General features: G+C 35.2%; 23 protein-coding genes and 2 tRNA genes. 13 read left to right on the forward strand and 12 right to left on the reverse strand.

All coding sequences use genetic code 11. From position 1 onward, the window contains the following. Positions 1-10 precede the first annotated feature (10 nt). The 4 genes from GWR14_RS01365 (at position 11) to GWR14_RS01380 (ending at position 5,267) form a co-directional block, all read left to right on the forward strand. On the forward strand, positions 11-3,112 hold the full coding sequence (locus GWR14_RS01365) for an efflux RND transporter permease subunit (protein ID WP_163407157.1): 3,102 nt from the start codon (positions 11-13) through the stop codon (positions 3,110-3,112). Positions 3,113-3,304: 192 nt separating this feature from the next. Continuing rightward, the gene (locus GWR14_RS01370) at positions 3,305-3,889 is read left to right on the forward strand and encodes a hypothetical protein (RefSeq protein WP_163407158.1); all 585 of its coding nucleotides are present in this window, start codon (positions 3,305-3,307) and stop codon (positions 3,887-3,889) included. 131 nt (positions 3,890-4,020) lie between these two features. Then, positions 4,021-4,614, forward strand: a complete 594-nt coding sequence (locus GWR14_RS01375) for a TetR family transcriptional regulator (protein WP_163407444.1) — start codon at positions 4,021-4,023, stop codon at positions 4,612-4,614. A gap of 146 nt (positions 4,615-4,760) precedes the next feature. Continuing rightward, positions 4,761-5,267, forward strand: coding sequence for a hypothetical protein (locus tag GWR14_RS01380; protein ID WP_163407159.1), 507 nt, complete (start codon positions 4,761-4,763; stop codon positions 5,265-5,267). 239 nt (positions 5,268-5,506) lie between these two features. Here the strand turns inward: GWR14_RS01380 and GWR14_RS01385 are convergent, their stop codons facing one another. Genes GWR14_RS01385 through GWR14_RS01395 form a run of 3 tightly spaced genes read right to left on the reverse strand, consistent with a single transcriptional unit; the run spans position 5,507 to position 7,562 of the window. Then, the gene (locus tag GWR14_RS01385) at positions 5,507-6,310 is read right to left on the reverse strand and encodes a PRTRC system ThiF family protein (protein WP_163407160.1); all 804 of its coding nucleotides are present in this window, start codon (positions 6,308-6,310) and stop codon (positions 5,507-5,509) included. Next, positions 6,307-7,020 carry a PRTRC system protein B gene (locus tag GWR14_RS01390; protein ID WP_163407161.1) on the reverse strand — a complete coding sequence of 238 codons (714 nt, stop codon included), beginning with the start codon at positions 7,018-7,020 and terminating at the stop codon, positions 6,307-6,309. The genes GWR14_RS01385 and GWR14_RS01390 overlap by 4 nt, the downstream gene beginning before the upstream one ends. Continuing rightward, the gene (locus GWR14_RS01395) at positions 7,017-7,562 is read right to left on the reverse strand and encodes a hypothetical protein (RefSeq protein WP_163407162.1); all 546 of its coding nucleotides are present in this window, start codon (positions 7,560-7,562) and stop codon (positions 7,017-7,019) included. Before GWR14_RS01395 ends, GWR14_RS01390 begins: the two co-directional genes overlap by 4 nt. 39 nt (positions 7,563-7,601) lie before the next feature. Between GWR14_RS01395 and GWR14_RS01400 the strand changes: the two genes are divergently transcribed. The 5 genes from GWR14_RS01400 (at position 7,602) to GWR14_RS01410 (ending at position 10,907) form a co-directional block, all read left to right on the forward strand. Continuing rightward, complete coding sequence (locus GWR14_RS01400) at positions 7,602-7,772, forward strand: hypothetical protein (protein WP_163407163.1); 171 nt, start codon at positions 7,602-7,604, stop codon at positions 7,770-7,772. A 26-nt stretch (positions 7,773-7,798) separates the two neighbouring features. After that, entirely contained in the window at positions 7,799-8,857 is a 1,059-nt protein-coding gene (locus tag GWR14_RS01405; RefSeq protein WP_163407164.1) for a hypothetical protein, read from the forward strand. Between the two features lie 10 nt (positions 8,858-8,867). Continuing rightward, the gene (locus GWR14_RS23820) at positions 8,868-9,155 is read left to right on the forward strand and encodes a hypothetical protein (RefSeq protein ID WP_246236252.1); all 288 of its coding nucleotides are present in this window, start codon (positions 8,868-8,870) and stop codon (positions 9,153-9,155) included. A gap of 73 nt (positions 9,156-9,228) precedes the next feature. Continuing rightward, the gene (locus GWR14_RS23700; RefSeq protein WP_187356517.1) at positions 9,229-9,393 is read left to right on the forward strand and encodes a hypothetical protein; all 165 of its coding nucleotides are present in this window, start codon (positions 9,229-9,231) and stop codon (positions 9,391-9,393) included. Beyond that, positions 9,390-10,907 carry a recombinase family protein gene (locus GWR14_RS01410; RefSeq protein WP_246236253.1) on the forward strand — a complete coding sequence of 506 codons (1,518 nt, stop codon included), beginning with the start codon at positions 9,390-9,392 and terminating at the stop codon, positions 10,905-10,907. The genes GWR14_RS23700 and GWR14_RS01410 overlap by 4 nt, the downstream gene beginning before the upstream one ends. Here GWR14_RS01410 and GWR14_RS01415 read toward each other — a convergent pair. After that, positions 10,905-10,978 (reverse strand) — tRNA-Arg (locus GWR14_RS01415). The two genes, GWR14_RS01410 and GWR14_RS01415, sit on opposite strands and share 3 nt — an antisense overlap. A gap of 114 nt (positions 10,979-11,092) precedes the next feature. Between GWR14_RS01415 and GWR14_RS01420 the strand changes: the two genes are divergently transcribed. Continuing rightward, positions 11,093-11,605, forward strand: coding sequence for an adenine phosphoribosyltransferase (locus GWR14_RS01420; RefSeq protein ID WP_163407165.1), 513 nt, complete (start codon positions 11,093-11,095; stop codon positions 11,603-11,605). A gap of 39 nt (positions 11,606-11,644) precedes the next feature. Here the strand turns inward: GWR14_RS01420 and GWR14_RS01425 are convergent, their stop codons facing one another. After that, on the reverse strand, positions 11,645-12,241 hold the full coding sequence (locus GWR14_RS01425; RefSeq protein ID WP_163407166.1) for a 3'-5' exonuclease: 597 nt from the start codon (positions 12,239-12,241) through the stop codon (positions 11,645-11,647). A 2-nt stretch (positions 12,242-12,243) separates the two neighbouring features. Then, a complete protein-coding gene (locus GWR14_RS01430; RefSeq protein ID WP_163407167.1) occupies positions 12,244-14,160 on the reverse strand; it encodes a DUF294 nucleotidyltransferase-like domain-containing protein in 1,917 nt (638 codons plus the stop codon). A 417-nt stretch (positions 14,161-14,577) separates the two neighbouring features. Here GWR14_RS01430 and GWR14_RS01435 point away from each other — a divergent pair, with 417 nt between their 5' ends. After that, on the forward strand, positions 14,578-15,789 hold the full coding sequence (locus tag GWR14_RS01435) for a multidrug effflux MFS transporter (protein WP_163407168.1): 1,212 nt from the start codon (positions 14,578-14,580) through the stop codon (positions 15,787-15,789). A gap of 231 nt (positions 15,790-16,020) precedes the next feature. After that, a complete protein-coding gene (locus tag GWR14_RS01440; RefSeq protein ID WP_163407169.1) occupies positions 16,021-16,311 on the forward strand; it encodes a hypothetical protein in 291 nt (96 codons plus the stop codon). Between the two features lie 63 nt (positions 16,312-16,374). Here the strand turns inward: GWR14_RS01440 and GWR14_RS01445 are convergent, their stop codons facing one another. The 6 genes from GWR14_RS01445 to GWR14_RS01470 all read right to left on the reverse strand — a co-directional run bounded on the left by GWR14_RS01445 (position 16,375) and on the right by GWR14_RS01470 (position 23,561). Next, on the reverse strand, positions 16,375-17,637 hold the full coding sequence (locus GWR14_RS01445; protein ID WP_163407170.1) for an NAD(P)/FAD-dependent oxidoreductase: 1,263 nt from the start codon (positions 17,635-17,637) through the stop codon (positions 16,375-16,377). Between the two features lie 185 nt (positions 17,638-17,822). Then, complete coding sequence (locus GWR14_RS01450) at positions 17,823-19,160, reverse strand: DEAD/DEAH box helicase (protein WP_163407171.1); 1,338 nt, start codon at positions 19,158-19,160, stop codon at positions 17,823-17,825. 171 nt (positions 19,161-19,331) lie between these two features. Next, entirely contained in the window at positions 19,332-20,009 is a 678-nt protein-coding gene (locus GWR14_RS01455) for a metal-dependent hydrolase (RefSeq protein ID WP_163407172.1), read from the reverse strand. 25 nt (positions 20,010-20,034) lie between these two features. Beyond that, positions 20,035-20,997 carry a 1,4-dihydroxy-2-naphthoate octaprenyltransferase gene (gene menA / locus GWR14_RS01460; RefSeq protein WP_163407173.1) on the reverse strand — a complete coding sequence of 321 codons (963 nt, stop codon included), beginning with the start codon at positions 20,995-20,997 and terminating at the stop codon, positions 20,035-20,037. 123 nt (positions 20,998-21,120) lie between these two features. Beyond that, positions 21,121-21,954, reverse strand: a complete 834-nt coding sequence (locus GWR14_RS01465; protein WP_163407174.1) for a 1,4-dihydroxy-2-naphthoyl-CoA synthase — start codon at positions 21,952-21,954, stop codon at positions 21,121-21,123. 698 nt (positions 21,955-22,652) lie between these two features. After that, positions 22,653-23,561 carry a LamG domain-containing protein gene (locus GWR14_RS01470; RefSeq protein ID WP_163407175.1) on the reverse strand — a complete coding sequence of 303 codons (909 nt, stop codon included), beginning with the start codon at positions 23,559-23,561 and terminating at the stop codon, positions 22,653-22,655. Between the two features lie 648 nt (positions 23,562-24,209). Here GWR14_RS01470 and GWR14_RS01475 point away from each other — a divergent pair. Next, positions 24,210-24,290: transfer RNA gene (locus GWR14_RS01475), tRNA-Tyr, on the forward strand. Positions 24,291-24,366: the final 76 nt, after the last annotated feature.

The raw sequence follows: 24,366 nt of genomic DNA on the forward strand, positions 1-24,366 counted from the left end.
AAATAACAATATGACATTAACCGAAATATCAATCAAAAGACCGTCGCTGATTATTGTAATCTTTGCGGTCCTTCTTTTAGGCGGGGCCTTCTGCTACACCAAGCTTAGTTATGAGCTTATGCCCGATATGAGCCAGCCTACACTTGTCGTTACGACCCAGTATCCGGGAGCCGCACCGGTGAATGTCGAGCAGACCGTAACCAAGGAAATAGAGGATGTACTGAGCGGGGTTGACGGGATTAAAACAATATCCTCCCAGTCAATGGAAGGAAACTCCATTATCACAGCTGAGTTTAATGTGGGAACAGATATCGACAGCAAGGAACAGGAAGTCCAGAGAAAAATTAATAATATTTTAAGTGAGCTTCCTGATGATGTAAAAACGCCGAGCATCTCCAAGGTTACCCCGAGTGATTCTCCTATTATGCAGCTTACCGCCACTTCAAACCTGACCAATGCGGCGTTTTATGATGTCATGAAAAATGAGATCAAACCCCAGCTTCAGCAGATTGGAGGGGTAGGTGAGATTACTTTAATTGGAGGCCAGGAAAGGGAAATTCAGGTAAATGTCATTAAAGACAAACTGGACTATTACGGCCTTTCGATATTATCCATTACACAGGCGATCAATAATGCCAATGTTGAGTTTCCGGCCGGTAAAGTTAAATCTGAAGGCAGTATTGGGCAGATGACAGTGCGCCTTGCGGGAAAATTCACCTCAGTGGAGCAGTTAAAAGAAGTTATTGTTGCACTTCCCGCCGCAGGAAGCCCTGTAAAATTAGGCGATGTAGCTACAGTTTCCGATGTCACCAAAGACCCGAGTTCGGTGTTCCGCTATAACGGTCAGAATGGGATTGGGATTTTAATCAAAAAGCAGGGTGATGCCAATGCTGTGGATATCAGTGAACAGGTAAAGCAGAAGATCGGCACGATAGAGAAAAGATATTCGAAAAGCGGGGTAAAATTCATCATTGCAGATGATTCGGCAGATTATACGCTGGATTCAGCTGATGGTGTGGTGCATGATCTTATAATTGCGGTGTTTCTGGTTGCGGCCATTATGCTGCTTTTCCTGCACAGTCTCAGGGATTCGCTTATTGTACTGGTTGCCATTCCGACCTCACTCATATCCACCTTTATAGCCATGTACCTTTTTGGGTTTACACTAAATCTAATGAGCCTTCTGGCCCTGTCACTGGTCATTGGGATTCTGGTCGATGACAGTATTGTAGTGCTGGAGAATATTCACCGGCACCTGCATATGGGCAAAGACAAACGAACTGCGGCGCTTGACGGGCGAAATGAAATCGGCTTTTCAGCCCTGGCCATCACAACAGTAGACGTTGTGGTATTTGGTCCGCTTTGCCTGATACAGAATACGATAGGGGATATACTGCGCCAGTATTCCGTTACCATTGTAGTTGCCACCTTAATGAGCCTGTTTGTATGTTATACGCTGACTCCCTGGCTGGCATCACGTTTTGGGAAGATTACTATTTTAAACAATGACAATTTTTTCCACAAGCCTCTGGTGTGGTTTGAAAAAATAATCGATGCCCTGACCCATTGGTATGTCGGTGCCCTTAAATGGACGCTGCAGCACAAATTAATAATGAGCGGTTTAATACTGGGGCTTTTTCTAAGCATCACTGCAGTTCTGAAACTGGGTGTTATCGGAAATGAATTTGTTACCCAGAGTGATAAAGGGCAGTTCAGGCTTGCTTTGGAGTTTGATAAAAACCTGACAGTAAAACAGAATAACCTGCGCAGTCTTGAGATTGAAAATTACCTGCGCAGACAGGCTGATGTAACCACAGTTTTCAGCAACGTTGCCGGAAGCAGCACGTCTTCTGTTGTAGCGGGAGTAGGTTCAGATTACAAAACAGAGCTTACAGTAACGGTGATTGATAAAACCCAGCGCACCAGCACCACCGAGCAGCTGATGCTTAAAAAAAGCCAGGAGATAGCGCAGCATTTTCCGGGGGTGAAGGTCAGCCCGAGCATGGTGAGCATGATTAACGGGGGAGACCCGATCCAGATTGTATTAAACGGAGAAGATAAGGAAAAATTAATGGAAGCTGCCAATGAGCTCAAATCACGCATAGCGGTAATGCCGGGGGCGATAAGCGCGAGTTTGAGCGTAGAGGCAGGAAACCCGGAGGTTGAGGTGAAAATTGACCGTGACAAAATGGGGCAGCTTGGCCTTACCATCAACAGCGTGGGGGCTACACTGCAGAATGCCTATGCGGGGGATGACGAGGCGAAATATCGTGTGGGGAACAATGAATATGACATCAGGGTAAAATTTGATGACTTCAACAAACATGATGTGGAGGATGTCAGAAACATTTCCTTTATTAATGATTCAGGGAAACTCATAAGCCTGTCACAGTTTGCCGAAATCTCCCAGACCAGCGGTCCAAGTGTATTGGAGCGTAAAGACAGGCGTTCTTCAGTTACGGTAAAAAGCAATATTCTTGGAATCACATCGGGAGAACTGGTAGACCGTATCAATAAGTCGCTGCTGGAGAAACCCCTGCCTGAGGGCATCGATATGCGATGGACAGGGGATGCAGAGCGTCAGGCAGATTCTTTCAGCTCACTTGCTGCGGCCATTGTAGCGGCTTTACTGCTGATGTATCTGGTAATGGTGGCGCTTTACAACAACTTTGTATATCCTTTTGTAGTGTTTTTTGCCATACCTGTGGCTTTCCTTGGGGTATTCCTTATTCTGGCGCTGACGAAATCTTCTATGAGTATTTTTACCATACTGGGTATGATTATGCTTTTGGGGCTAGTGGCCAAGAATGCGATTTTGATTGTTGATTTTGCCAATCACCGCAAAGAACATGGTGATACTACCTGGACAGCTCTGGTGGAGGCGGGCAGAACCAGACTCCGTCCTATACTAATGACTACCCTTGCTATGATTATCGGGATGCTCCCAATTGCGACAAGCACCGCTGCGGGAAGCGAATGGAAAAATGGGCTGGCATGGGTTATTATAGGCGGACTGACAACAAGCCTGTGTCTCACTGTTTTTATTGTTCCTATGGTTTACTATTGTGTGGACCGGGTTCGTGAGAAATGGGCAGGAAGATTTTCTTCCTAAAACAAAAATGCAGCGGTGCAGCATCAAATTTACTGTTTTGTGATAATTAAGCAGCGCTAATGACTTCACATTGAGTCTGGATTTGAAAGTAAGCACCGTTATGTTTTATTTCGGAAGGATGAAAATCCTTCCGAATTTTTACTTATATGATATTTTTAAAATAATATGAATTTTAGCTAACAATCAGTAAAAATGGAAGACCCTTCTGCAGAGAATAGCCATCAAGAGCTGTACCGTATAAAAAAGGAACCCAAAAAGATGCTGCATACCTATATGCGCAACCAGAATAAATCGTATATCAATTCCTTCAATATGATTGACCGCAAGGCGGCTATTATGATTAGGATGAACACGACGGTCATTTCTGCTGTTATGTTTTTTTTCAAGCATATTGTGATTATTCCATATGGAAAATTCATTGGGATTTCCCTGGCTATAACCTCAGTTATTTCCCTTGCATTTGCCATGGAAGCTTCCCGTCCCATGGTCTTTGATTATATCCTGGGATTTAAAAAGAAAATGAAAAACCAGTACCAGAGGCTTGAAGAAGATGTTTTTGCCATCGGAATGACACCGGAGGTTTCTTTAGAACAGTACGAACAGGCATATGATAAACTGGTCAGGAGCCAGGAGCTTCAAATTGGGGCACAAGTAAGGACTATGTACCTCTTTGAGAAAAAAATCAAAAAATCATTCATTACAATGGAGCTTTCCTATACACTTTTCATTTTTGGATTTTTCATTGCAGTGACCGCATTTGTAATAGGGAATTTATAATGATCGGATATATTTATTTAAGATTTTCCCTAAGCCGCGGAAGGTTTTACCAAGAGGGCTTTTACTGCTGCATTAAAATTTATGAGCAGTACAATTCAGGATAACCCTAAATGAGCATAGAGAGGACTATTATGAAAAAAAAGATAATCAGCAAGGCCTGTGAGCTGTTCCTAAGACTTGGGTTCAATAGTGTTACCATGGATGATCTGGCCAGCGAATTGTGCATATCCAAAAAAACACTGTACAAATTTTTTATCAATAAAGAAGTGCTTGTGCAGGAAGCTGCTTATATACTGGAGAAACAGTTTTATGACAAAATCAATCAGGTTATGAACCTTAATTATAATTCTGTAGAAGAACATTTTGAAATACACAGATTGTTTAAAGGGGTAGTAAAAACTGTAGGAGCGCTGCCTCTGCACCAGCTTAAAAAGAAATATCCGGATATATATAAATATGTTGTATCGAGCGAATATGAGATGTTTAATGTCTTCATGCGCAGGAATCTTGCACGGGGCATTGAGCAGGGATATTATCGGTCCGATGTTGAAATAGAGGAATATATCGGATTTTATTACACAATTAGATTTCATATTAATGAGAATGTAACAGATAAGGTACAGGTGCACAGGCTTGAACTTTCGGCCCTTATTTACCATATTCTGGCAATCACTACCGATAAAGGCAGGGATGAGCTCAACTGGCAGCTGTCAATTAACGCATAATAGAATACAGCAGGTTCAGATTCTCTGACTGCCGCGGGCAGCTTTTCTGAGGTTTCTAAAATTATCAAAAACTTCAATCTGTTATATATGAAATGTTTGTGTTTTATTATTTAATAGTTCAGTTTAAGTTAATCATTATAGAAATTATGATATTAAATACGCAGGTTATCAAGTCAGCAGTAGAGATAAATGTTCCGTTGAAAGCGGTTTTTATCTGGGTATTTAACTATGACCTGCTGAAGTTTTTCAAGAAACTGCCCTATGCTCCAATTTTTACCCATTCTGCCGGTAAGATTGAGAATTTCAGACCCGGTTTTGAACATACTCTTTATTTTTTGAATGGAAATGCCGCCAGACGGAGGCTGGTTTTTTTTCTGCCCGAAATATCATTTTTATTTAGTATTGATAATTTTAAAACCGGCAGTTATATGGGATTGTCCGGGATTGAGTACCAATATTATTTTTCCAAAAACGAAAGCAAACAGGGTTTTACGGTGGTCAGCTGCGAATATCGGTTTAAGTTCAGATACAGGATTGCGGAGATCCTTTTTTGTGTTTTTTACCGCAGATCCATCCAGCGTTATCTTGATGCTTTTATGCATGAAGCAGGACAGGCAGCACAAAAAGATATTTTCTGCGAGTACCTGAATTAATTTTAATCTGCTATTTTTTTAGAAGCTGAAAATTCTAAGGCAGCCAAAGTTTGTTTTTAAAGCCTTTTAAAGTAGGAACAAGAATGATTTATTACGTCTTAATTGTGTTTTGATAATGAAACAACTCGCCGCTATGCATGAATCAGCGAAACCCTGTATTCTGTGCATAGAGGCGTACCCGCTTAGAACGCCCCGCAATTGTCCTGACGCAGTAAGGTGCAATTGCGGGGCGGCGGACATCAGCCCGCCTGTATGGGTTCAGCCCTGTAATGAGCAAGACTGAAAAAGAACCCCCGATACGGGGTCATTCCTTCCCGAAAGAGTTTCCATAACAGGGATGCCCCCATTGAGGCAAGGGAGCTGTTTATAAACAAATCCTGTTTTTCCAGAGCCTCGGCAAGGGAACAGCTTGGCTGGTTTGTGTCGTTCTGCTGTTTTAATATTTCCTGAAACTCATCTGTAATCATGGCAAGACTGGGTACAGTATTGTATAATTTCGAGTCAGGCTGTTTGATTTCCCCAATGGTAGAGAGTACCGCCTGACCTGTATTTTGGGCATTTCCGATGTCAAGCCAGTACAGGGCTTTACTGCGCTGATAGGTATGCGAATCATTCAAATCCTTAAGGATTTGAGCGATTTCAAATCGTGCCAATATGGTATCCACACAGCTGACGTATATGTTTGTTCTGCCATGACAGGGAAGAGATTTAAGGTTGTGGGCGTTGAACTGCTCGGGAACTGCTCTCCAAGAAGTGCCGAAAAAGCGGTTGGTTCGGTTAATGAGCGCCACAGATTTGAAAAGTCCCACTTCGGCATCAGCAAAAAGCTGGCGTCCCTGATTGGCAGGCGTTATGGTATCATCATCGTAAAGAGTAACCTGCAGGCCTGTATGTCCAAGAGAGATCAGGCTGTGGTTCATTCGTGCGAGTTCAGTGAGCATTCGGCTTCCTGTTCCTCCTGCGCCAATAAGGCTTCCTGTTATGGGATTGGTCGGATTTATGAGATAGCTGTCTGCAAAGTGCATTTTTTTGAGCGTGTTCATGATAATAATTGTTTGATAGTTAAACCGTTTTTAAGAAGCGAGGTTAAGGGGAATTTCTTTCTTGTGTTTATAAGGCTTTTCCAAAGCTGTATAATATTTCCTTTAACCGGACTTTTATTTCCTATAAGGTGGCTGAAATAGCTGTTAAAGAAATATTTTTCCCATTCAGAGATAAAATCTTCCAGAGAGAAGTCTGTTCTGATATTTATTTTTACCGTTCCCATACAGACCTTTCCATCGTGATAAAGATTAAAAAAGGGAGCATTTGACAGGCAGGTTTCTTTACTGATGTTTGTAGTATCATCCAAGGCGTAAAGCCAAAGCGTGTTTTTGGAAGCTTTCCACAGCAGGGGCGGAACAGATGCCGTGCCGTTTGGGATGCCAAGAGACCCGACAAAAAACAGTTCTGTATTTTGGGCAGGGGTATGCCAGATGACAAAACCGTTTCGGTCAGGATTTATATAGAGAATATTCCCAGGGAGGAGTCCTTTTGGTTTAAAAAAGCCGTTTTTTAATTCCTCAGAGGTATCAAGGGCGGAGGCAAGGGCTGTGCTTTCACGAATGGACAGCGGATGCGCATTTATGGCAAACCCGTTTTTATCGATATCGAAACTCTCCACATAAATGTTTTTATCAACAGTCTGCTCATATACCACAAAAGCTTTTACAGGGTGGTATAATTTTCCGAAATGATTTGTTATATCTTTCATGGTATTTGGTTTAAAAGGGTGCATAGGTCATTTATAAGCGGGAAGATTCTGTATTCAAAATCAAGTCCTGCCTGAGACGGATTATTTTCTTTATCGTAAATCCGAAAAACTGCGGGCTGCTGCATTTCACAACACTCGTTAAATTCATCGTTTACCGCCCTTTCGATATTCTCATAAAGCACACCTTCATTGTCGGCTATAAAGGATATGTACTGCTCTGCCCTTATGATGCCGTCCTCTTGGTCAAACTGTTCATTTAAGGTGTTTTGAAAGATGTTCGAATTTGGATAATCCTGCATCACTGCAAAAAATCTTATGGCAGTTTTCAGGCATTCCTGCGCAAAAGTTCCGCTTAAAGCAAAACTGTCAATACGATGCTTAAAATAATTCAAATGGTAGAGGTTATAGATTTTCCTAAAAATTATATTGCCATAATGAGAGGCTTTATTGAGTTCTGTCCACATAGTGTTCTGCTGTTCTATTTCGTCCTGTTCCCATTCTTCAGAAAACCATTCACCGATACATTGATAGTGATATGCCAAGGCTGAATACTCGTCCCTGTAATAGGGAATGCCTGCAATATGGTACAGAGAGTCAATAACCGGGAAAGTAAAGATCAGAAAGAAAGCCAACCTGAACAAAAGAATGTTCAAAAGGATACCAAGCAGATGCAGGATAACGATACTAAGCCTTCTCAGCAGAATGATAATGCTAAAACCAAAAAAAAGAAGCAGTCTAATTCATTGAATTAGAGTTTAATATTTTGAACCCTTAAATTATGAGTGATCTATTTCCTGTTAACAGAGTAGAGGCGGATTTGACGCACTGGCAGTCTAAAGAAGCACGTTTAAATAAATTGTTCCCTTCTATTGATTCAGTAAATAGATCATTTATCAAGGAGAAATTGTCTTATTATGATAGCATCGCTGCAAAATATAAAGGGACAAATAATACTGATGAGCGTTTTACATTACGAATAGTTAAAAACGAAAGGAAAAGGATAAGCAAACACCTTTATCCTAATCTGCTGGATCGGTTAATACGGAATTTTGTTAAGGCATTTATTACTGAGCCAATTATGATCCGAAGTTTTAGTAAAGATTTAGAAAGGAATAATCAGGTTTTACATGATCAATTACGACAAATAGGTTTTCAAGCCGCAGGCAGTAAAGTGGAACGGCTTATGAAGGAGGGACAAGACCAATTCATAGTTCCTATTTCTAATTACATTAATAAAAGGGAGAGACTTGATTTTGAACTGAACTTTTCTAAGAATGAAAGAGGACAGTATCAATTTGAAGGATATAGAGCCACTTTGAAAGACGAATTGAAACCTAACGAAAGCAGACAACACTATTTTAAAAACGATCAGGTTAATAACCTCAATTTAGATCAAACTTATAATTTGTTATCAGGAAGAGTAATTCAAAAAGAAAATGGTTGGGTGCAGTTTGATCTAAATGATAAAGACTCTAATGACTGCTATCGTTTAAAAGAATTTTATTCATCATATGGTTATAATATTGAAAAAGAAATCAAGAATCTGCCATTGAGAGAGCTACGCAGTATAGCAGAAACTTCTAAACTGGTGGCATCTTTAAAACAAGGCTGTCTTCAAGCAGTAGCCGTTATTAAAAACGGAACAGAGCATAAGTTTTATATTGAGGCAAACCCTCAATTTAAATCAATAAATATTTATGATGAGAATTTTAAAAAACAGCACTTAGGCAATGTATTGGGAGTTAAGAATATAAAAGCTGAAAACCGATTAGTTAATAATAATGATGATAACAAAATTAAAGTTTCTAATCCCCGAAAAATGCATATAAGTAAATAAAAGACAAGTCATGGAAAATCTAAAACCTTTATCGGATTTCTTTTCAGCCATTAAGAATGATTTCCGGGTCAGTACCACGCATATTGCAATATATGCCGCTCTGCTGCACTGCCGGGTAGATAAGGGTTTTATAAATCCTATTGAGGTATACAGATATGAGGTGACATTCATAGCAAAAGTATCATCGGCTCGTACATATCATAAATGTATTCGTGAGTTAAGCGAATATGGGTATTTAAAATATGAACCGTCTTTTAAGAAGACGCAAGGCAGTAAGATTTACTTTTTTGAGAGTTGATAATATTTAATGGAAGTTGTTTAGTGAGTATAGCCCTTTAAAGGGCTTTTTTTATTTTTAAAATACAATGAAGATGGAAGATGAGCATGATGATGTAGAAACAAGAATTACTCCTGAAAAGGCACAAAAGATGCTAAAAGAAGAAGGGATGGAAGTGACGTTGCAAGAGGCGAAAGATATATTGTATTTCTTACGAAAATTAGCTAATATAGCGGTTATCAAATATTTAGAAAAATGACAAAGAAAGCAGACTTATATGTACGTGTTAGCACCGATGAACAGGCAGATAAAGGGTATTCCCAAAGAAATCAAGAAGAGATGCTAAGAAAGTATTGCCTCCTAAATAATATTGAAGTACGCGATGTGGTTTATGAAGACTTCTCAGCAAAAACTTTTAACAGACCACAATGGAAGAAGATTTTATTGAATTTAAAAAGATATAAAAATAAAACGGATCTGGTTTTATTTACAAAATGGGACAGATTTAGTAGAAATGCTGGGGATGCCTATCAAATGATAAATCTTCTCCGAAAAATGGGAGTTGAACCACAAGCCATTGAGCAGCCATTAGATTTAAGTATTCCAGAAAATAAAATGATGCTTGCCTTTTATTTAGCTGCGCCTGAAGTTGAAAATGACAGGCGAGCTCTAAATACTATGCATGGTATGCGAAGAGCGAGAAAAGAAGGTAGATACATGGGTACTGCACCATTTGGTTATGTACACAAGAGTACAGAGGACGGGAAGAAGTATATAGCAATAAATGAGAAGCAGGCTACTGTCATTAGATGGGCATTTCAAGAAATTGCTAAAAAGGCTTTTAATACTGAGTCCATATATTTTCTTGCAAAGAAAAAAGGGCTCACTCTAACTAAAAGTGGCTTTTGGATTATGATAAAAAATCCGTTGTATTGCGGAAAAATATTTGTGCCAAAGTATAAGGACGAGAATAGCTGTTTTGTAACAGGACAACATGAAGCTATTATTTCTGAGGAATTATTTAACGAAGTTCAAGATGTGTTAAATGCTAGATCAAGAGTATACAGGCCTAAAATAGTAACTATAAACGAATTTCCTCTGCGTGGATTTTTTCTCTGTCCAAAGTGTTCAAAGAAACTTACTGCAAGTAAGTGTAAAGGAAGAAATAAGTTCTACTACTATTATCATTGTGAAAACAGCTGTAAATATAGAATTAACTCAGAAACCGCAAATTCTATTTTCATTAATAATCTGAAAGCTTACATGCCGTTAGAACCTGTAGTTAAATTGTATTCAAAAGTTATACTAGAAGTTTATAACGGGCATACATCTGCAGCTAGATTAGAAAAAACTCAAATTGTAAGTCAGTTATCTAATTATGAAAAGAGATTGTCAACAGCCAGAGAACTTTTGGTAACTGAACAAATTGATGCTGATGATTATCAAAAAATGAAAATGGAATACGGAAAAATAATTAATGAACTTGAAGTAAAGCTTAACAATATTACTGATGACAAATATAGTTTAGAAGGATTAGTAAATATGGGAATTGAAAAGCTTACGCAATTAAATTATGCTTTTGAAAAAGCTAGTCTGGCGGAGGCTCGTGATTTAATTGGTTTAATTTACCCCGAAAATTTTACATTTAGAAATAATCAATTCCAAACCGCTCGGGTCAATGAAATTGCAAGTACTATCTATTTGGTAAACAAGGAGTTAGGAGATAAAAAAACGGGACAAAAGATGATTTTAATCTTTTGTCCCGAAGAGTGACCTCGACAGGATTCAAACCTGTAACCTTCTGAGCCGTAATCAGATGCGCTATTCAGTTGCGCCACGAGGCCTTTTTGTTATCAATTAGCTGATTTTTTGTAGCTTTGTTGATTGCTTATTGCGGGTGCAAAGATAGACATAAATGTGAGATATACAAACATAAAATACGATAAAAATAAAAAAAAATGAAGATTGAAAAATATATACTTGATATTCAGGACTTTCTTAAAAAAGGAATTTTATTTAAAGATATCACTCCTCTTTTAAATGATCCAAATGGAAGGGAAGAATGTCTCAAAATATTACTGAATTCTTTAAACGGACAAAAGATTGATAAAGTAATAGGAGCAGAAAGTCGTGGTTTTTTCTTTGGAATGCTTTTGGCTGATCGGTTAAATGCAGGTTTTGTACCTGTACGAAAACCTAATAAACTGCCTTTCGAAACAATTTCTGCATCTTATAATTTAGAATATGGCACAGACTCATTGGAAATACATACTGATGCCATCAAAAAAGGTGACAGAGTCTTAATTCATGATGATGTCCTCGCAACCGGTGGAACGGCTAAAGCACTCACAGAATTAGTTACTAATCTTGGAGGTATAATTATTCAGGTAAATTTCTTAATTGAACTTTCTTTTTTAAACGGAAGAGATAAAATAAAAGACAACTCTATATTTGCTGCAATTACATATTAGCATGTTATCCAGACTATGTTTATTAAATAATACAAAATATTATTTGATTCCTAGTCTGGATTTTAATTTTAAAAATAACAAAGCGATTGTATAAGCATCTTCTGCTGATGAATTTCTATCACTTTTTGGAATTTTATATATTTCAGACAAATCATCGAGTGAAAATTGCTTATCATTAATATCTGTCAGTTTTCTGTACATCATATCAATATCTAAAGCTTCGTTTTTTAACCTGCCACAATCTAATCGCTCCAATGAAGCATTTATCATTTCAATATCAAAATTAATATGATGACCAACTAAAACAGCATTACCTAAATAATCTATAAATTTTTGAAGAGCTTCAGCTTCCTGGAGCTTTGTCATTTTACTTTCAATTATAAATTCATTAGATAATCCATTGTCATGTAAATATTTATACTGTAACAAAACTGCTTCAAAATTATCCTGAATAATTATACTGTCATTAACAACTGCAAAAGCCCCAATAGACAATATCACATCTTTTACAGGATTCAATCCTGATGTTTCTGTACATATAACTACGAAGCGATTTGGTTTGGTTTCAAACTTACTCAGATAGTTTTTCCAAAAATCAGGATATTCTTTATTAATATTTTTCAGCCAGTCCAGCATACTTATGAAAATTGTGTAAGTTGAAATTTGCTTTTGATTAACTCTTCAAGATCACGCATTGGAGCCAGCGCATTTTTTAATTTTTCTTTATCTGTTTTAGACAACTCTTTTATGTTGATATATTGACCCGAATCATCATTTTTTATCCCTTCAACCGTTCTGAATTTTAACAATGTTAAAAATGCTTCTGCACAGCTTAAATATATCTCTGCATTTTTTGAATCAGAAATCGCAAGTTGTTTAAATCTGAGATAGGTGTTATTAATTCCCTTAATATTTGCATTCAATATTAACAGTCTTGCGCCATCAATCAAAGGCATTAAGGCTCTGGTTTTAATATCAAATTTCATTTTATGAGGACCTTCTTCTTCAAGAATGAATTTCTTAAAAAAGCTCAAAGGTGAATTTTTCTTTAAAGCATCATTTCCTAAAAAATCAAAAAATAATGGATTATTTATTGCATTTTTAAAAATTACATTTTCAATAGCCTCTTCTATTTTAGGTTCTCCAAAAACAATTTCATAATCAAAGAAAATACTGCTTAGGTCATTACTATTTTCACCTGGAGTATTCATCCAGCTGTTGTATTGTTTTACCCAGTCAGACAATGATTTACACCATAACATATTGCTTCCCATGTGACCGTTTGGGCAAAATTCATAGCCAACTTTCTCTAATAGCGAAGTTGTTCTTTTAGCAAGTCTTAAAAAATAATCTTTTACTTCTCTGTATTTTTCAGGAGTGACATCCTCAAAAATCAAAATACTATCCTGATCCGTAAGTAAAAGCTGCTCTTTTCTTCCCTGACTACCAATGCTTAACCATGCAAAGCGAGCAGGAGGGGAGCCTAAATCTAATATTGTTAACTCAACAGCACGTTTTATAAGTGCAAGGTTTATTTCATTCGCAACATTACAAATATGTGAAATCGGAATATTTTTTTGAATTGAATTCTGAATCAAATCTGATAATCGCTCACGGATCTGTTTTAAATCTTTAGGCAGTTGCGAACGCTTAATCTCTTTAATCAAAACACCTGGGTTACTGGCCTGAGCAACAATCAAATCGTGTTCAGAAATAATTCCTTTTACTACCGATTTATTAGTGCCGTCTTTAGTAACACACAAATGAGTTACATTGTGTTTTAGCATTAATAATTGAGCTTCCGCTAAAGAAACATTTTCAATAACAGTAACTACGGGAGAAGACATGATTTTATCAATTCTTTCCGTAATCGGATAACGACCAGTAGCAATTTTTGAAGATAAATCGGCGTCAGTCAAAATACCAATTGGATTATTATTTTCACAAACGACAATATTATCAACCATTGAGTCTGTCATTAAAATAGCAACATCCTTAACTATTTTATCACCAGTGGTTGTAAGAGGTGAATTGTTATAGGTTAAAGACTGAATATATTGCATTTGTGATTGAGGATCTGCATAAAAAACACTATCAGAAACCGATTTACTGCCTGAATTTACATTATCTTTTGTATGACGTGAATTTGTAGCAAAACTTTCCAGTAAAAAATTTAAAACATCTGAATTATTTGCTACAAAAGGTCTAAAAACAGCAATGGGAATTGCGTACACAATACTTTCTTCACGTGCTTTGGCCGTCATCATATAATTATTCTTCGCAAAAAAAGGACGCAGACCAAAAATATCACCTTCATGGCATTTGTTAATTATGGTTTCTTCAGCATCTGCAATTGTAGTAAGATTGATAATTCCCGAAGACACAACATAAAAACTATCATGAAGTACATCGTTATTTTGAAACAATACGGCATGTTTTTCTAAATTTATTACACGTATATTAGTCGCAATATCAAATAGCTCCTGAAAAGTCAAATTGTTAAAGGGCGGATATTCTTTCAAAAAATCCGCTATATGTTCAGCAATTGTGTTCATAGTAAATTTAATATAGTCAAATGTAAAAATAATAAAATAATAAATCACTATTTCAAATTGCTGGCTAAAACAAATTATTTTTAAATTCATTTTTTTTTTAAGAAAAGAATAAATAAATTATATCTCTTTTAAAACTTATATTACTCATTATCTATTGATTAAAATATTTTTACTCTAAAAAAACATAGGATAAAATATTCAATGATTAAAAAAAAATAATCAACATTTAAGAAAATTCTATTTTACATAATATAAATTATAGTTCAAAATAATAACTATGAAACTTAGTTTAGAATTATTCCAATGAATTAGATTTTAATACTTCAATGTTTTTACATCTTTTATAGTTACCCATATTTCCCATTTTTTAAATTCTTTGCTAAGAGTTTATCTTTGTAAAGAATTTTTTAAATATAAATGACAAATAAAAAATATTTTAAATTAATCCTGATTTTAGGATCTTTAACCGCACTTGGACCGTTTTCAATTGATATGTATTTGCCTGGATTTTCAGGAATTGCAGCAGATTTAAATACAACTGTTTCAAAAGTTTCCATGAGTTTGTCAAGTTATTTTATTGGAATTTCTGCAGGTCAATTACTTTATGGTCCGTTATTAGATCGATTTGGCCGAAAAAAACCACTTTTTATTGGGCTAATGGTTTATATTTTAGCATCCTTAGGCTGTATATATGTTGCAGATATTGATACCTTTATATTCCTGAGATTTATTCAGGCTATCGGAAGTTGTGCTGCAACGGTGGCTTCAGTAGCTATGGTACGGGATTTATTTCCCGTAAAAGATATTCCAAAAGTCTTTTCTTTATTGATGTTGGTTCTCGGGCTTTCACCAATGCTTGCGCCAACAATTGGTGGTTATGTCACTGAAGATTATGGATGGCACATGGTATTTTTGATACTAATGTGTATGGGAATTGCAATTTTAGCAGCTTCACATTTAGGATTGCCAAATACCTATAAACCTGATACTTCGATTTCTTTAAAACCAAAACCAATTATCTCTAATTTTTTAAAAATAATAAAAGAACCACAATTTTATACTTATGCCTTCACAGGTTCAATCGCTTTTTCGGGATTGTTTTCTTATGTAGCCGCTTCTCCAATTATTTTTATGGATATTTATAATGTTGATGCCAAAACTTACGGTTGGATTTTTGCCTTATTATCTGTTAGTTTTATTGGATCAAGTCAGTTAAATTCAGTTTTATTGAAGCGATTTTCCAGCGAACAAATGATTTTTGGCGCTTTAATTGCACAATCTGTTATAAGTATTCTTTTTTTGATTCTTTCTTTGAATAATCTTTTAGGTTTATATGAAACAATCGGTATGTTGTTTTTGTTTTTAGGCTGTCTTGGAATCTCAAACCCAAATACTGCTGGGCTTACTATTGCTCCTTTTGCTAAAAATGCAGGTAGTGCATCTGCTTTAATGGGGGCAATTCAGTTAGGTATAGGCGCTTTTGTATCTTTTACAATTGGTGTTTTTGTTAAAGATTCTGTTGTTCCAATGGTAATCATAATGACTATAACCACCATTTTGGCTTTCATTATTTTGAATGTTGGGAAACGTTTCATCAAACAGAAAATAGAAATATCTTCTAATGAATAGTATTATATAACTCAGCATTAAAATTTTAAAACAAAGAATATATGTGTTAATTTTTTATATATTTGAAATAGTTGTAACTCAATATGACAACTATAAAATATTATTTAACCCAATTAACCAAAAAAAATGAAAAAATTAACCACTCTTTTGATTTTAGTTTTTTGCTTTAGTTTTACTCAATTATCAGCTCAGGTACGTACTATAAGATGGGCCGTAATTGGATATGCTGGAATGTCTATCTCTGTAAACGGAATAACAAAACTCCCTTGGACAAATGCACCTGGTAATAGTATTGCATATGGATCATTTGATGTAAATGTAGGAGATATTATTGAAGTTTTTGGCGGAGATTCGACTGGGTACAGGCCTTTAGATGCAATAATGACGGAAGATGATGATGCAATGATTCAAAATCAGAGGAATTATCCTCCTGATTGGAATTTTGTAAATGCAGAACACACTTCACTATATGAATATTTTGAAATGAATTATTCAGATATGTATATAGAAATGAGTAGTTAGTAAAACTAATTATTTTACTATCAGCTTTTAAAAAAATCCGGAATTTAGAATTCCGGATTTTTTTTATTGTTGTTTTTTATCTGGCCTGATTATCATTCTCAGAGACTGATCTCTCGCAAAATAAGCGACCATCCAATTATAAAATGTATTTAATCGGTTTCTGTAAGTGATCAACGAAATCAAATGTACAAACAACCATATAAACCATGCAAAAAATCCTTTAAAATGCATTTTTGGACTTGGTAAATCAACTACAGCTTTGTTTTTGCCGATAATAGCCATAGAACCTTTATCGTTGTAAACAAATGGTTTAAGCGGTTTATTTTGTAGTGAAGCTTTAAAATTTTTAGCTAAATTTATACCTTGCTGAATAGCAACCTGTGCTACCTGAGGGTGCCCGTTTGGAAAATTTGCATCAGCTGTTAAAATAGCTGTATCACCAATAGCATAGATATTTTCTGTAGCATTCACTTTACTGAAAGCGTCTGTTGCCATTCTTCTTCCACGACCATAACTTTCGGCAGGCATACCTTCGAATATTTTAGCAGAAACTCCTGCAGCCCAAATTAAGTTTTTGGTTTTTATAGTTTCGCCATTTTCAAAATAAACAGTATCATCAACATAATCTGTAACTTTACTGTTTAATTTAACTACAACACCTAATTTGGTAAGAGCGTCTAGAGTGTCTTTTTGAGAAGCTTCGCTCATAGGTGCAAGCAAAGCATCTCCTCCATCAACTAAATAAATATTACTGGCTGTAGTTGCCAGTTCAGGATATTCTTTTAAAAGGATATTTTTTCGCATTTCTGCAAACATACCTGAAACCTCCACTCCTGTAGGGCCTCCACCAGCAACAACGATCGTTAATAATTTACGGCGCTTACGGATTTCTTTACAAATAGCTGCTTTTTCCAGATTTTTAAGTAATGTATTTCGCATTACGATGGCATCATTTAAGGTCTTCATCGGAATAGCGTTTTTCATTACGTTTTCCATACCAAAGTAACTAGTTTCAGCTCCTGTAGCAAAAACCAAATGGTCATATGTTAGTTCGCCATTGCTCAAAATTACTTTATTTTCAGCAGGAACAACAGACAACAATTCACCTAAACGAAATTGAAGGTTCTTTTTGCCTGCAAAAAATTTCCTGAAAGGATAACTAATACTGGATGGTTCTAAAAAAGCTGTTGCAACCTGATATATAAGGGGTGGAAAGAAATTATAGTTGTTTTTATCTACAAGTGTTACTTGTATCTGAGGATGATTTACAAGTTCTTTTGCCAGATTCAATCCTGCAAAACCTCCTCCAATGATGACTATGTTCATATATTAATATTGTTATGTAGGTTGTAAAATACCTTTTAAAAGTACGACAATAATTAGAAATGCAAATCGCTAAAAACGTTTCTTTTTGTTTTTTTTAACAGATTTTGAAACTACAACGATATTGTTAAAATGTATCTTAAGGTTTTCTTTTAAAGCCTTAATCTTTTTGAAAACCTATCAAATAATTATTTACGTTTAGGCTTTTTACCGTCTTTTTCGCTTATCTCAACTTTGTTTTGTAAAACATAATTCGCCAGCAGTTTTTCAATTAGTTCGTCTTTAGTAAGATGATGAAAAACCGTTTTAACCTTAGTTTTTAAATCTGATGAAATATCGTGATTAGGTTTGGCTTTAAAGATTTGCTTAGCCCATAAAAGTGTATTGTTTTCTTCAATACTTACTGACGAAGGCTTTTTAAATTCAGTAAATTTTAAACCTAATTCCCTTTCAAAATCTGGGATTTCAATAACTTCTTCCTCTTGTAAAACAGTTAATGAAAGTCCTTTTGCTCCAGCCCTTGCAGTTCTTCCGCTTCTGTGAACGTAAGTTTCGTAAACATCCGGTAAATGATAATTTACTACATAAGAGATTTCTTTTACATCAATTCCTCTTGCAGCCAGATCGGTTGCAACTAAAATATTGATATGACCTTCACGGAACTGCTCCATAATCCTGTCACGAATTCCTTGTGACAAACTACCATGCAGTGCTCCTGACGAAAAACGATTTATAGCAAGATTTTTGGCTAATTTGTTAACTGCCGCTTTGGTTTTACAGAAAATAATTCCGCGTTCTCCTTCTTTTGAGTTTAAGAAATGCATCAAAACCTCTAATTTTTCAATAGGATCAACTACAATATATTCATGATCGATGCCCTGGTTTCCAACCGTTTCCATGTTGGCGCTAATCTGAACTACATTTTTGTTTAAGTAATTCTGAATTAGCTGTTTGATGGTTCCCGGTAAAGTTGCAGAAAATAATATTGTACGATGCTTTTTAGGGAGTTCTGCAATGATTTCGTCTAAACTTTCTTTTAGAATTACTACCATTTCGTCCGCTTCGTCTAAAACTAAATATTGGGCTTGTTTTAAATCTATTGCTTTTCGCTGAATCAGATCGATTAAACGTCCTGGAGTTGCTACAACAATATGCGTTGACTTTGTAAGCCTTTCAATTTGAGGTTTTATTGGGATTCCGCCGCAAGCAGATGCAATAGAAATATTTTGAATATATTTTGAAAAATCTTCCAGATTCTTAAAAATCTGTTGGCCGAGTTCTCTGGTTGGCGCTAAAATTACTGCCTGTACGACCGGAGATTCAGTATTTATTAATTGTAATAATGGTAATCCGAAAGCAGCTGTTTTTCCGGTTCCTGTTTTGGCTAAGCCAACTAAATCATGAGTTTCAGATAAAAGTAGTGGAATTGTTTTTTGCTGAATTTCGGTTGGTTCAACAATGTTCAGTTCGCTTGATGCTTTTAAAATTGGTGTTGAAATTCCTAATGATGCAAATTGCTTAGACATTGTTTTTATTTTAGATTTTTGAATTCGCCACTTATTTGTGGCTATTTTAAGAATTAGCTTCTTATGAAAAAAGGCCTAGCCCTGATGGAAACGGCATCCTTTTATGCCGGGGTTCGGCATAAAAGATACAGTGTACAGCAGGAAATAGCTCCTGATTATTATACTTTAAGGTTAAAGTTCTATTGATTCACCAATTTCAAGCAACATCAAATCTTTTCCTTTGTCGAAAAATTTACGGATTGATTCTTCATGACTGATTTCGATATAACCAAATGTATCATAATGATAACCAAGTACTTTGTCACATTCTACAAAATCTGATGCAATTATGGCGTCTTCAACATCCATCGTAAAATTGTTTCCGATTGGAAAAATTGCTAAATCCAGTTTGGTGCGCATTGGAATAAGTTTCATGTCCAGTGTCAAAGCAGTATCTCCGGCAATGTAAATGTTTTTGTGCTCACTTTCGATAACAAAACCACCAGGGTTTCCGCCATTGCTTCCATCCGGAAACGAACTTGAATGTACAGCGTTTACGTATTTCACTTTTCCGAAGTCAAAATTCCAGCTTCCGCCATGATTCATCGGATGTGCTGCGAAACCCAGTTTCGCATAATAACTGGCAATTTCAGCATTTGAAACAATAGTTGCCTGTGTTCGGTTTGCAATAGCTTCAACATCCAAAATGTGATCGCCATGTGCGTGAGTAAGTAAAATATAATCTGCTTTTAATGTATTTATATCAATTGCTGATGCCAGAGGATTTCCTGTGATAAAGGGATCAACTATAATATGCTTCCCTCCTACTTCAATTCCTAAAGATGCGTGGCCAAAATATGTAATTTTCATTTTATAAAATTTTAAAGTGAAACAATTATCTTCCTCCTAAAAAGAGATTTACAATAATGTCTGAAATTAATGAAATCATACATACTGTAAGTAATACAGAAAGTAAAAAAGTACTTAGTGCGAGTTTCTTTAATTCGGGATCCAAAAGCTTAGGATTCTGATTTTTATAAACCGTAATTAAATGTTTAGTTAAAGGTATATAAGCCAATAAAAAAAGATATTGATCAAATCTGTAATCGTTTAAAACAGCAAAAATAACTACTAAAATCATTGCTGTAATAATTATTGAAAAGTGATAAATTTTCGCTTTCTCACCGCCGATCTGAACTACGATTGTGTTTTTTCCTGACTTTCGGTCTGATTCCTCATCACGCATGTTATTCAGGTTTAAAACCCCTACACTTAACAAACCAATTGAGATAGCCGGTAAAATTAAAAGCGGGTCAATTTCTTTTGTATGTAAAAAATTCACTCCCAACGTACTTACAAGTCCGAAGAAAACGAATACGAATACATCTCCAAATCCTTTATATCCATAAGCTGAATTACCAACTGTATAACGAATTGCCGAAGCAATTGCAGCGATTCCGAGTACTAAGAAAAATAAAGAATAAACAAAATTAGTTTTTCCGAAAGCAAAATAGATTAAGATGATTGCAGATAACAATGTCAATAAAGAAGTAATGATAATGGCTTTTTTCATAGCCTGTGGAGTAATAACGCCACTCTGAATTGCTCTCTGTGGACCTACCCTATCTGCGTTATCGGTGCCTTTGATACCATCACCATAATCATTGGCAAAGTTAGATAAAACCTGTAAACCTAATGTTGTTAGAAGTGCAAAACCAAAGACTTTCCAGCTAAACACTTCAGTTGGCGTGTTGATGGTTTCTGTTGGATTAGATAAAGCATAAATACTTCCTACTATAATTCCGGAAACTGATAAAGGTAATGTGCGCAATCTCGCGGCTTCAATCCAATGTTTCATTATTTATTGTTTATTCGTTTAGTTGTTGAATCGTTTAGTTGTTGAATCGTTTAGTTGTTGAATCGTTTAGTTGTTGAATCGTTTATTTGATCCTTATGGCTGGCTATATATAATTATTAATTTTTATGGCAACCATTTATTTTCACCAAAATTAGGCTTTCTTTTTTCTAAAAAGGCATTTCTTCCTTCTTTTGCCTCTTCGGTCATATAAGCCAGACGTGTTGCTTCGCCTGCAAAAACCTGTTGTCCAACCATTCCGTCATCAGTAAGGTTCATGGCAAATTTTAGCATTTTTATTGAAGTTGGAGATTTTTGAAGAATCTCCTGCGCCCATTCGTAAGCAGTAGCTTCAAGTTCTTCATGCGGAATAACAGCATTTACCATTCCCATTTCAAAAGCCTCCTGGGCCGAATAATTTCTTCCTAAAAAGAAAATTTCACGTGCTTTTTTCTGTCCCACCATTTTTGCTAAATAAGCAGATCCGTAACCTCCGTCAAAACTGGTAACATCGGCATCAGTCTGTTTGAAAATAGCATGTTCTTTACTGGCAAGTGTCATATCGCAAACTACGTGAAGACTGTGCCCGCCACCAACTGCCCAGCCAGGCACAACGGCAATTACAACTTTTGGCATAAAACGGATTAAACGCTGCACTTCAAGAATATTCAAACGGTGCTGTCCATCATCACCAACATATCCCTGGTGTCCACGTGCGTTTTGATCTCCTCCGCTACAAAAAGAATAAATCCCGTCTTTTGTAGAAGGACCTTCTGCAGAAAGCAAAACCACTCCTATCGAAGTATCTTCCTGAGCATCATAAAAAGCCTGATAGAGCTCTGAGGTCGTTTTTGGTCGAAATGCATTTCTGACATTTGGCCTGTTAAAAGCTATCCTTGCAACACCATTGCATTTTTTATATGTTATATCTTCAAATTCTCTGGCAGTTATCCAATCCATTTTCTGTTGTTTTATTTTTAAAAATTATAGTGTAAAAATAAATCATTTTTACATTTTTACCTATTCCTGTCCTATACTTAGTTTGTTCTAATTAAAATGTTTGTAAGAAATAATTATCCTCATAAAATAAAAAATAACACTTTTTAACATTTGATTTTTAAAAAAAAGAACTAATTTTACAACCTAGAAATCAATGAGATACATTTTTTTTATTGATTTAAAGATTGATTTTCTTTCACTGATTTATTAACCTAAAAAATGACATTTTTTGAGAAAATTTAAAAATTTTGTCGCTCATTTTTTGATGGTTTTGAATTATAAAACACAAAATAATGAGCAAATGATTTATTCATATGTTTCAACTACAGGAAAAAGAAGAGTAACACCGAAGGTTAAACACTAGAATTGTTTTATCAGTTTATCAAAAGGATTTATGATTAAGGATGTTAAAATTGAAAACTTTCTATAAGAGATACACCAAACCAAAGGGTAAGCCGTGAAATTAATTTGTTGTTATTAAGACAAATGGATTGAATTGTTTAAAAGACATACACCAAAAAAAGTAATTCAAAAAATTCGTAAAAGTTTTACTTTAAAAAATATTTTAAAAATTATTTTATTTCTGTTTTTTTTTAATTACAATTTTTTAAAACTAGAATAAAAAGAGAAAGGCTATTCATAATGAATGGCCTTTCTTGTTATTTAGATGTTGTTTTTTTAGAAGGAGGACTTGTAATTTTTAACAAATAAATACCTTCCTGAAGTTCATTTAGTTTTATTTCCTTTGTTTCATTACCCATTACCTTCTTTCCTTGAGAAAATATCTCTATTTTTTTCACATCCAGTGAATTTGGCTTTACAATAGCCACCGTATTTGTATTGTTTTGTACGGCATCTTTGTTTGTAACTGTTTCAGTCTTTACATTTGCTGCTGCAACAAAAGGAAGAATTTGTTTTTCAGCATTATATAAAGTACGAATTTCCTTTTCAGATAAAGCTATATTATAAATTTTCAAATCATCAAAATCAGCATTAATACCAATCTTGGTGTGAATTTCACCTAATCTGAAAATATTTCCTTCTGTATTGAGTGATGAAACTTTCTCAGATTTAAGTAATTCTCCGTTTCTGTATATCTTTGAAACATTCCCATCAAATGTAATACTGTATTGATACCATATCTCCTTTTCTAAAGGAACATTTACTATAATATCATTTGAAGTCCCCCAGGCGGCCAGACTTAAATCAGAATTAGGTGTTGTCGTACCTTGTTGCAAGAGCCCAAAATACTGGGTACTTGAAGCCTCGCCATATCCCCAGATATAATTTGCCAAAGAAATATCATTCATTTTAATCCAAGCAACTATAGTTCTTGCATTATCTTTTTGAGGAAGATTATCAATTACAGCTTCTAATGCTTTGTTTGTCAGTCGTTGTGCGCTTTTTTCTTTTCCTGTCCGATCAGCCACATAATTTTCGGTTCCCATAAACGAGATGGTGTTATCAGTATTATGTAAGTTACCGTTAAAATTAAATTCATGAATGGGAGTCTGAGCGCACACTTCTAAAGAAATGGCAACAGTTAGGGTTAGTAGTAGTTTTTTCATGACACTTTTTGGGGCATTTTATCATTTTAATATTACTAAAATATATTCAAACCGATTTTTAAAGAAATTTATTCGATGAAATACTTAAATAACCGACAAAATGAACGTTTAAAAATATTTTATTCAGTATATATTTTCAAAATTAATCGAAATATTTATTAAATATCTGTTTATTTACTAATTATTAAGTTATTTTTTTATAAATAAATACAACAAATCAAACAAATTAACTTTCGTTTAAGCTTGGAAAAAATATAATTAAAAATTTAAACAAAAGCTTTCCGAAGCTTACTTCAGAAAGCTTTTAAAAATTAATCAAAACAATATAAAAACTACGCCATGCACAGCTTACTATTTTATTTTGCTGTAATTTTTCATCTTAACCTGAGTTCAGGTTAAGATGAAAAATTACAGCAAAATTGAATTAATTCATTATTCTACATTCGGTCAATTTTATAAAAACAATGAAAATTTACCTCCATCATCTAAAAAAGAAAAAATATTTAATAAAAGACTCATCTTTATTTTATTCACTACCAATTAATTAAAAAATAACTCAAAATTAAGTGCTTTTTTTGTTTGGAAATGTAGAAAGAGTTCCTATCTTTGCAACCGCTTAGAACAACAAAGCACAACGCTTAGAGATTCGGGGAGATACTCAAGCGGCCAACGAGGGCAGACTGTAAATCTGCTGTGAAAACTTCGCAGGTTCGAATCCTGCTCTCCCCACGAAAAGGGTAAAAGAAGCCAAAACGAAAGTTTTTCAATCTTTTCAAAAACCCGAAAAATGTGATAAAGCCTGCAA

Source organism: Flavobacterium ajazii (assembly GCF_010614725.1).
Classification (GTDB): Bacteria; Bacteroidota; Bacteroidia; order Flavobacteriales; family Flavobacteriaceae; genus Flavobacterium; species Flavobacterium ajazii.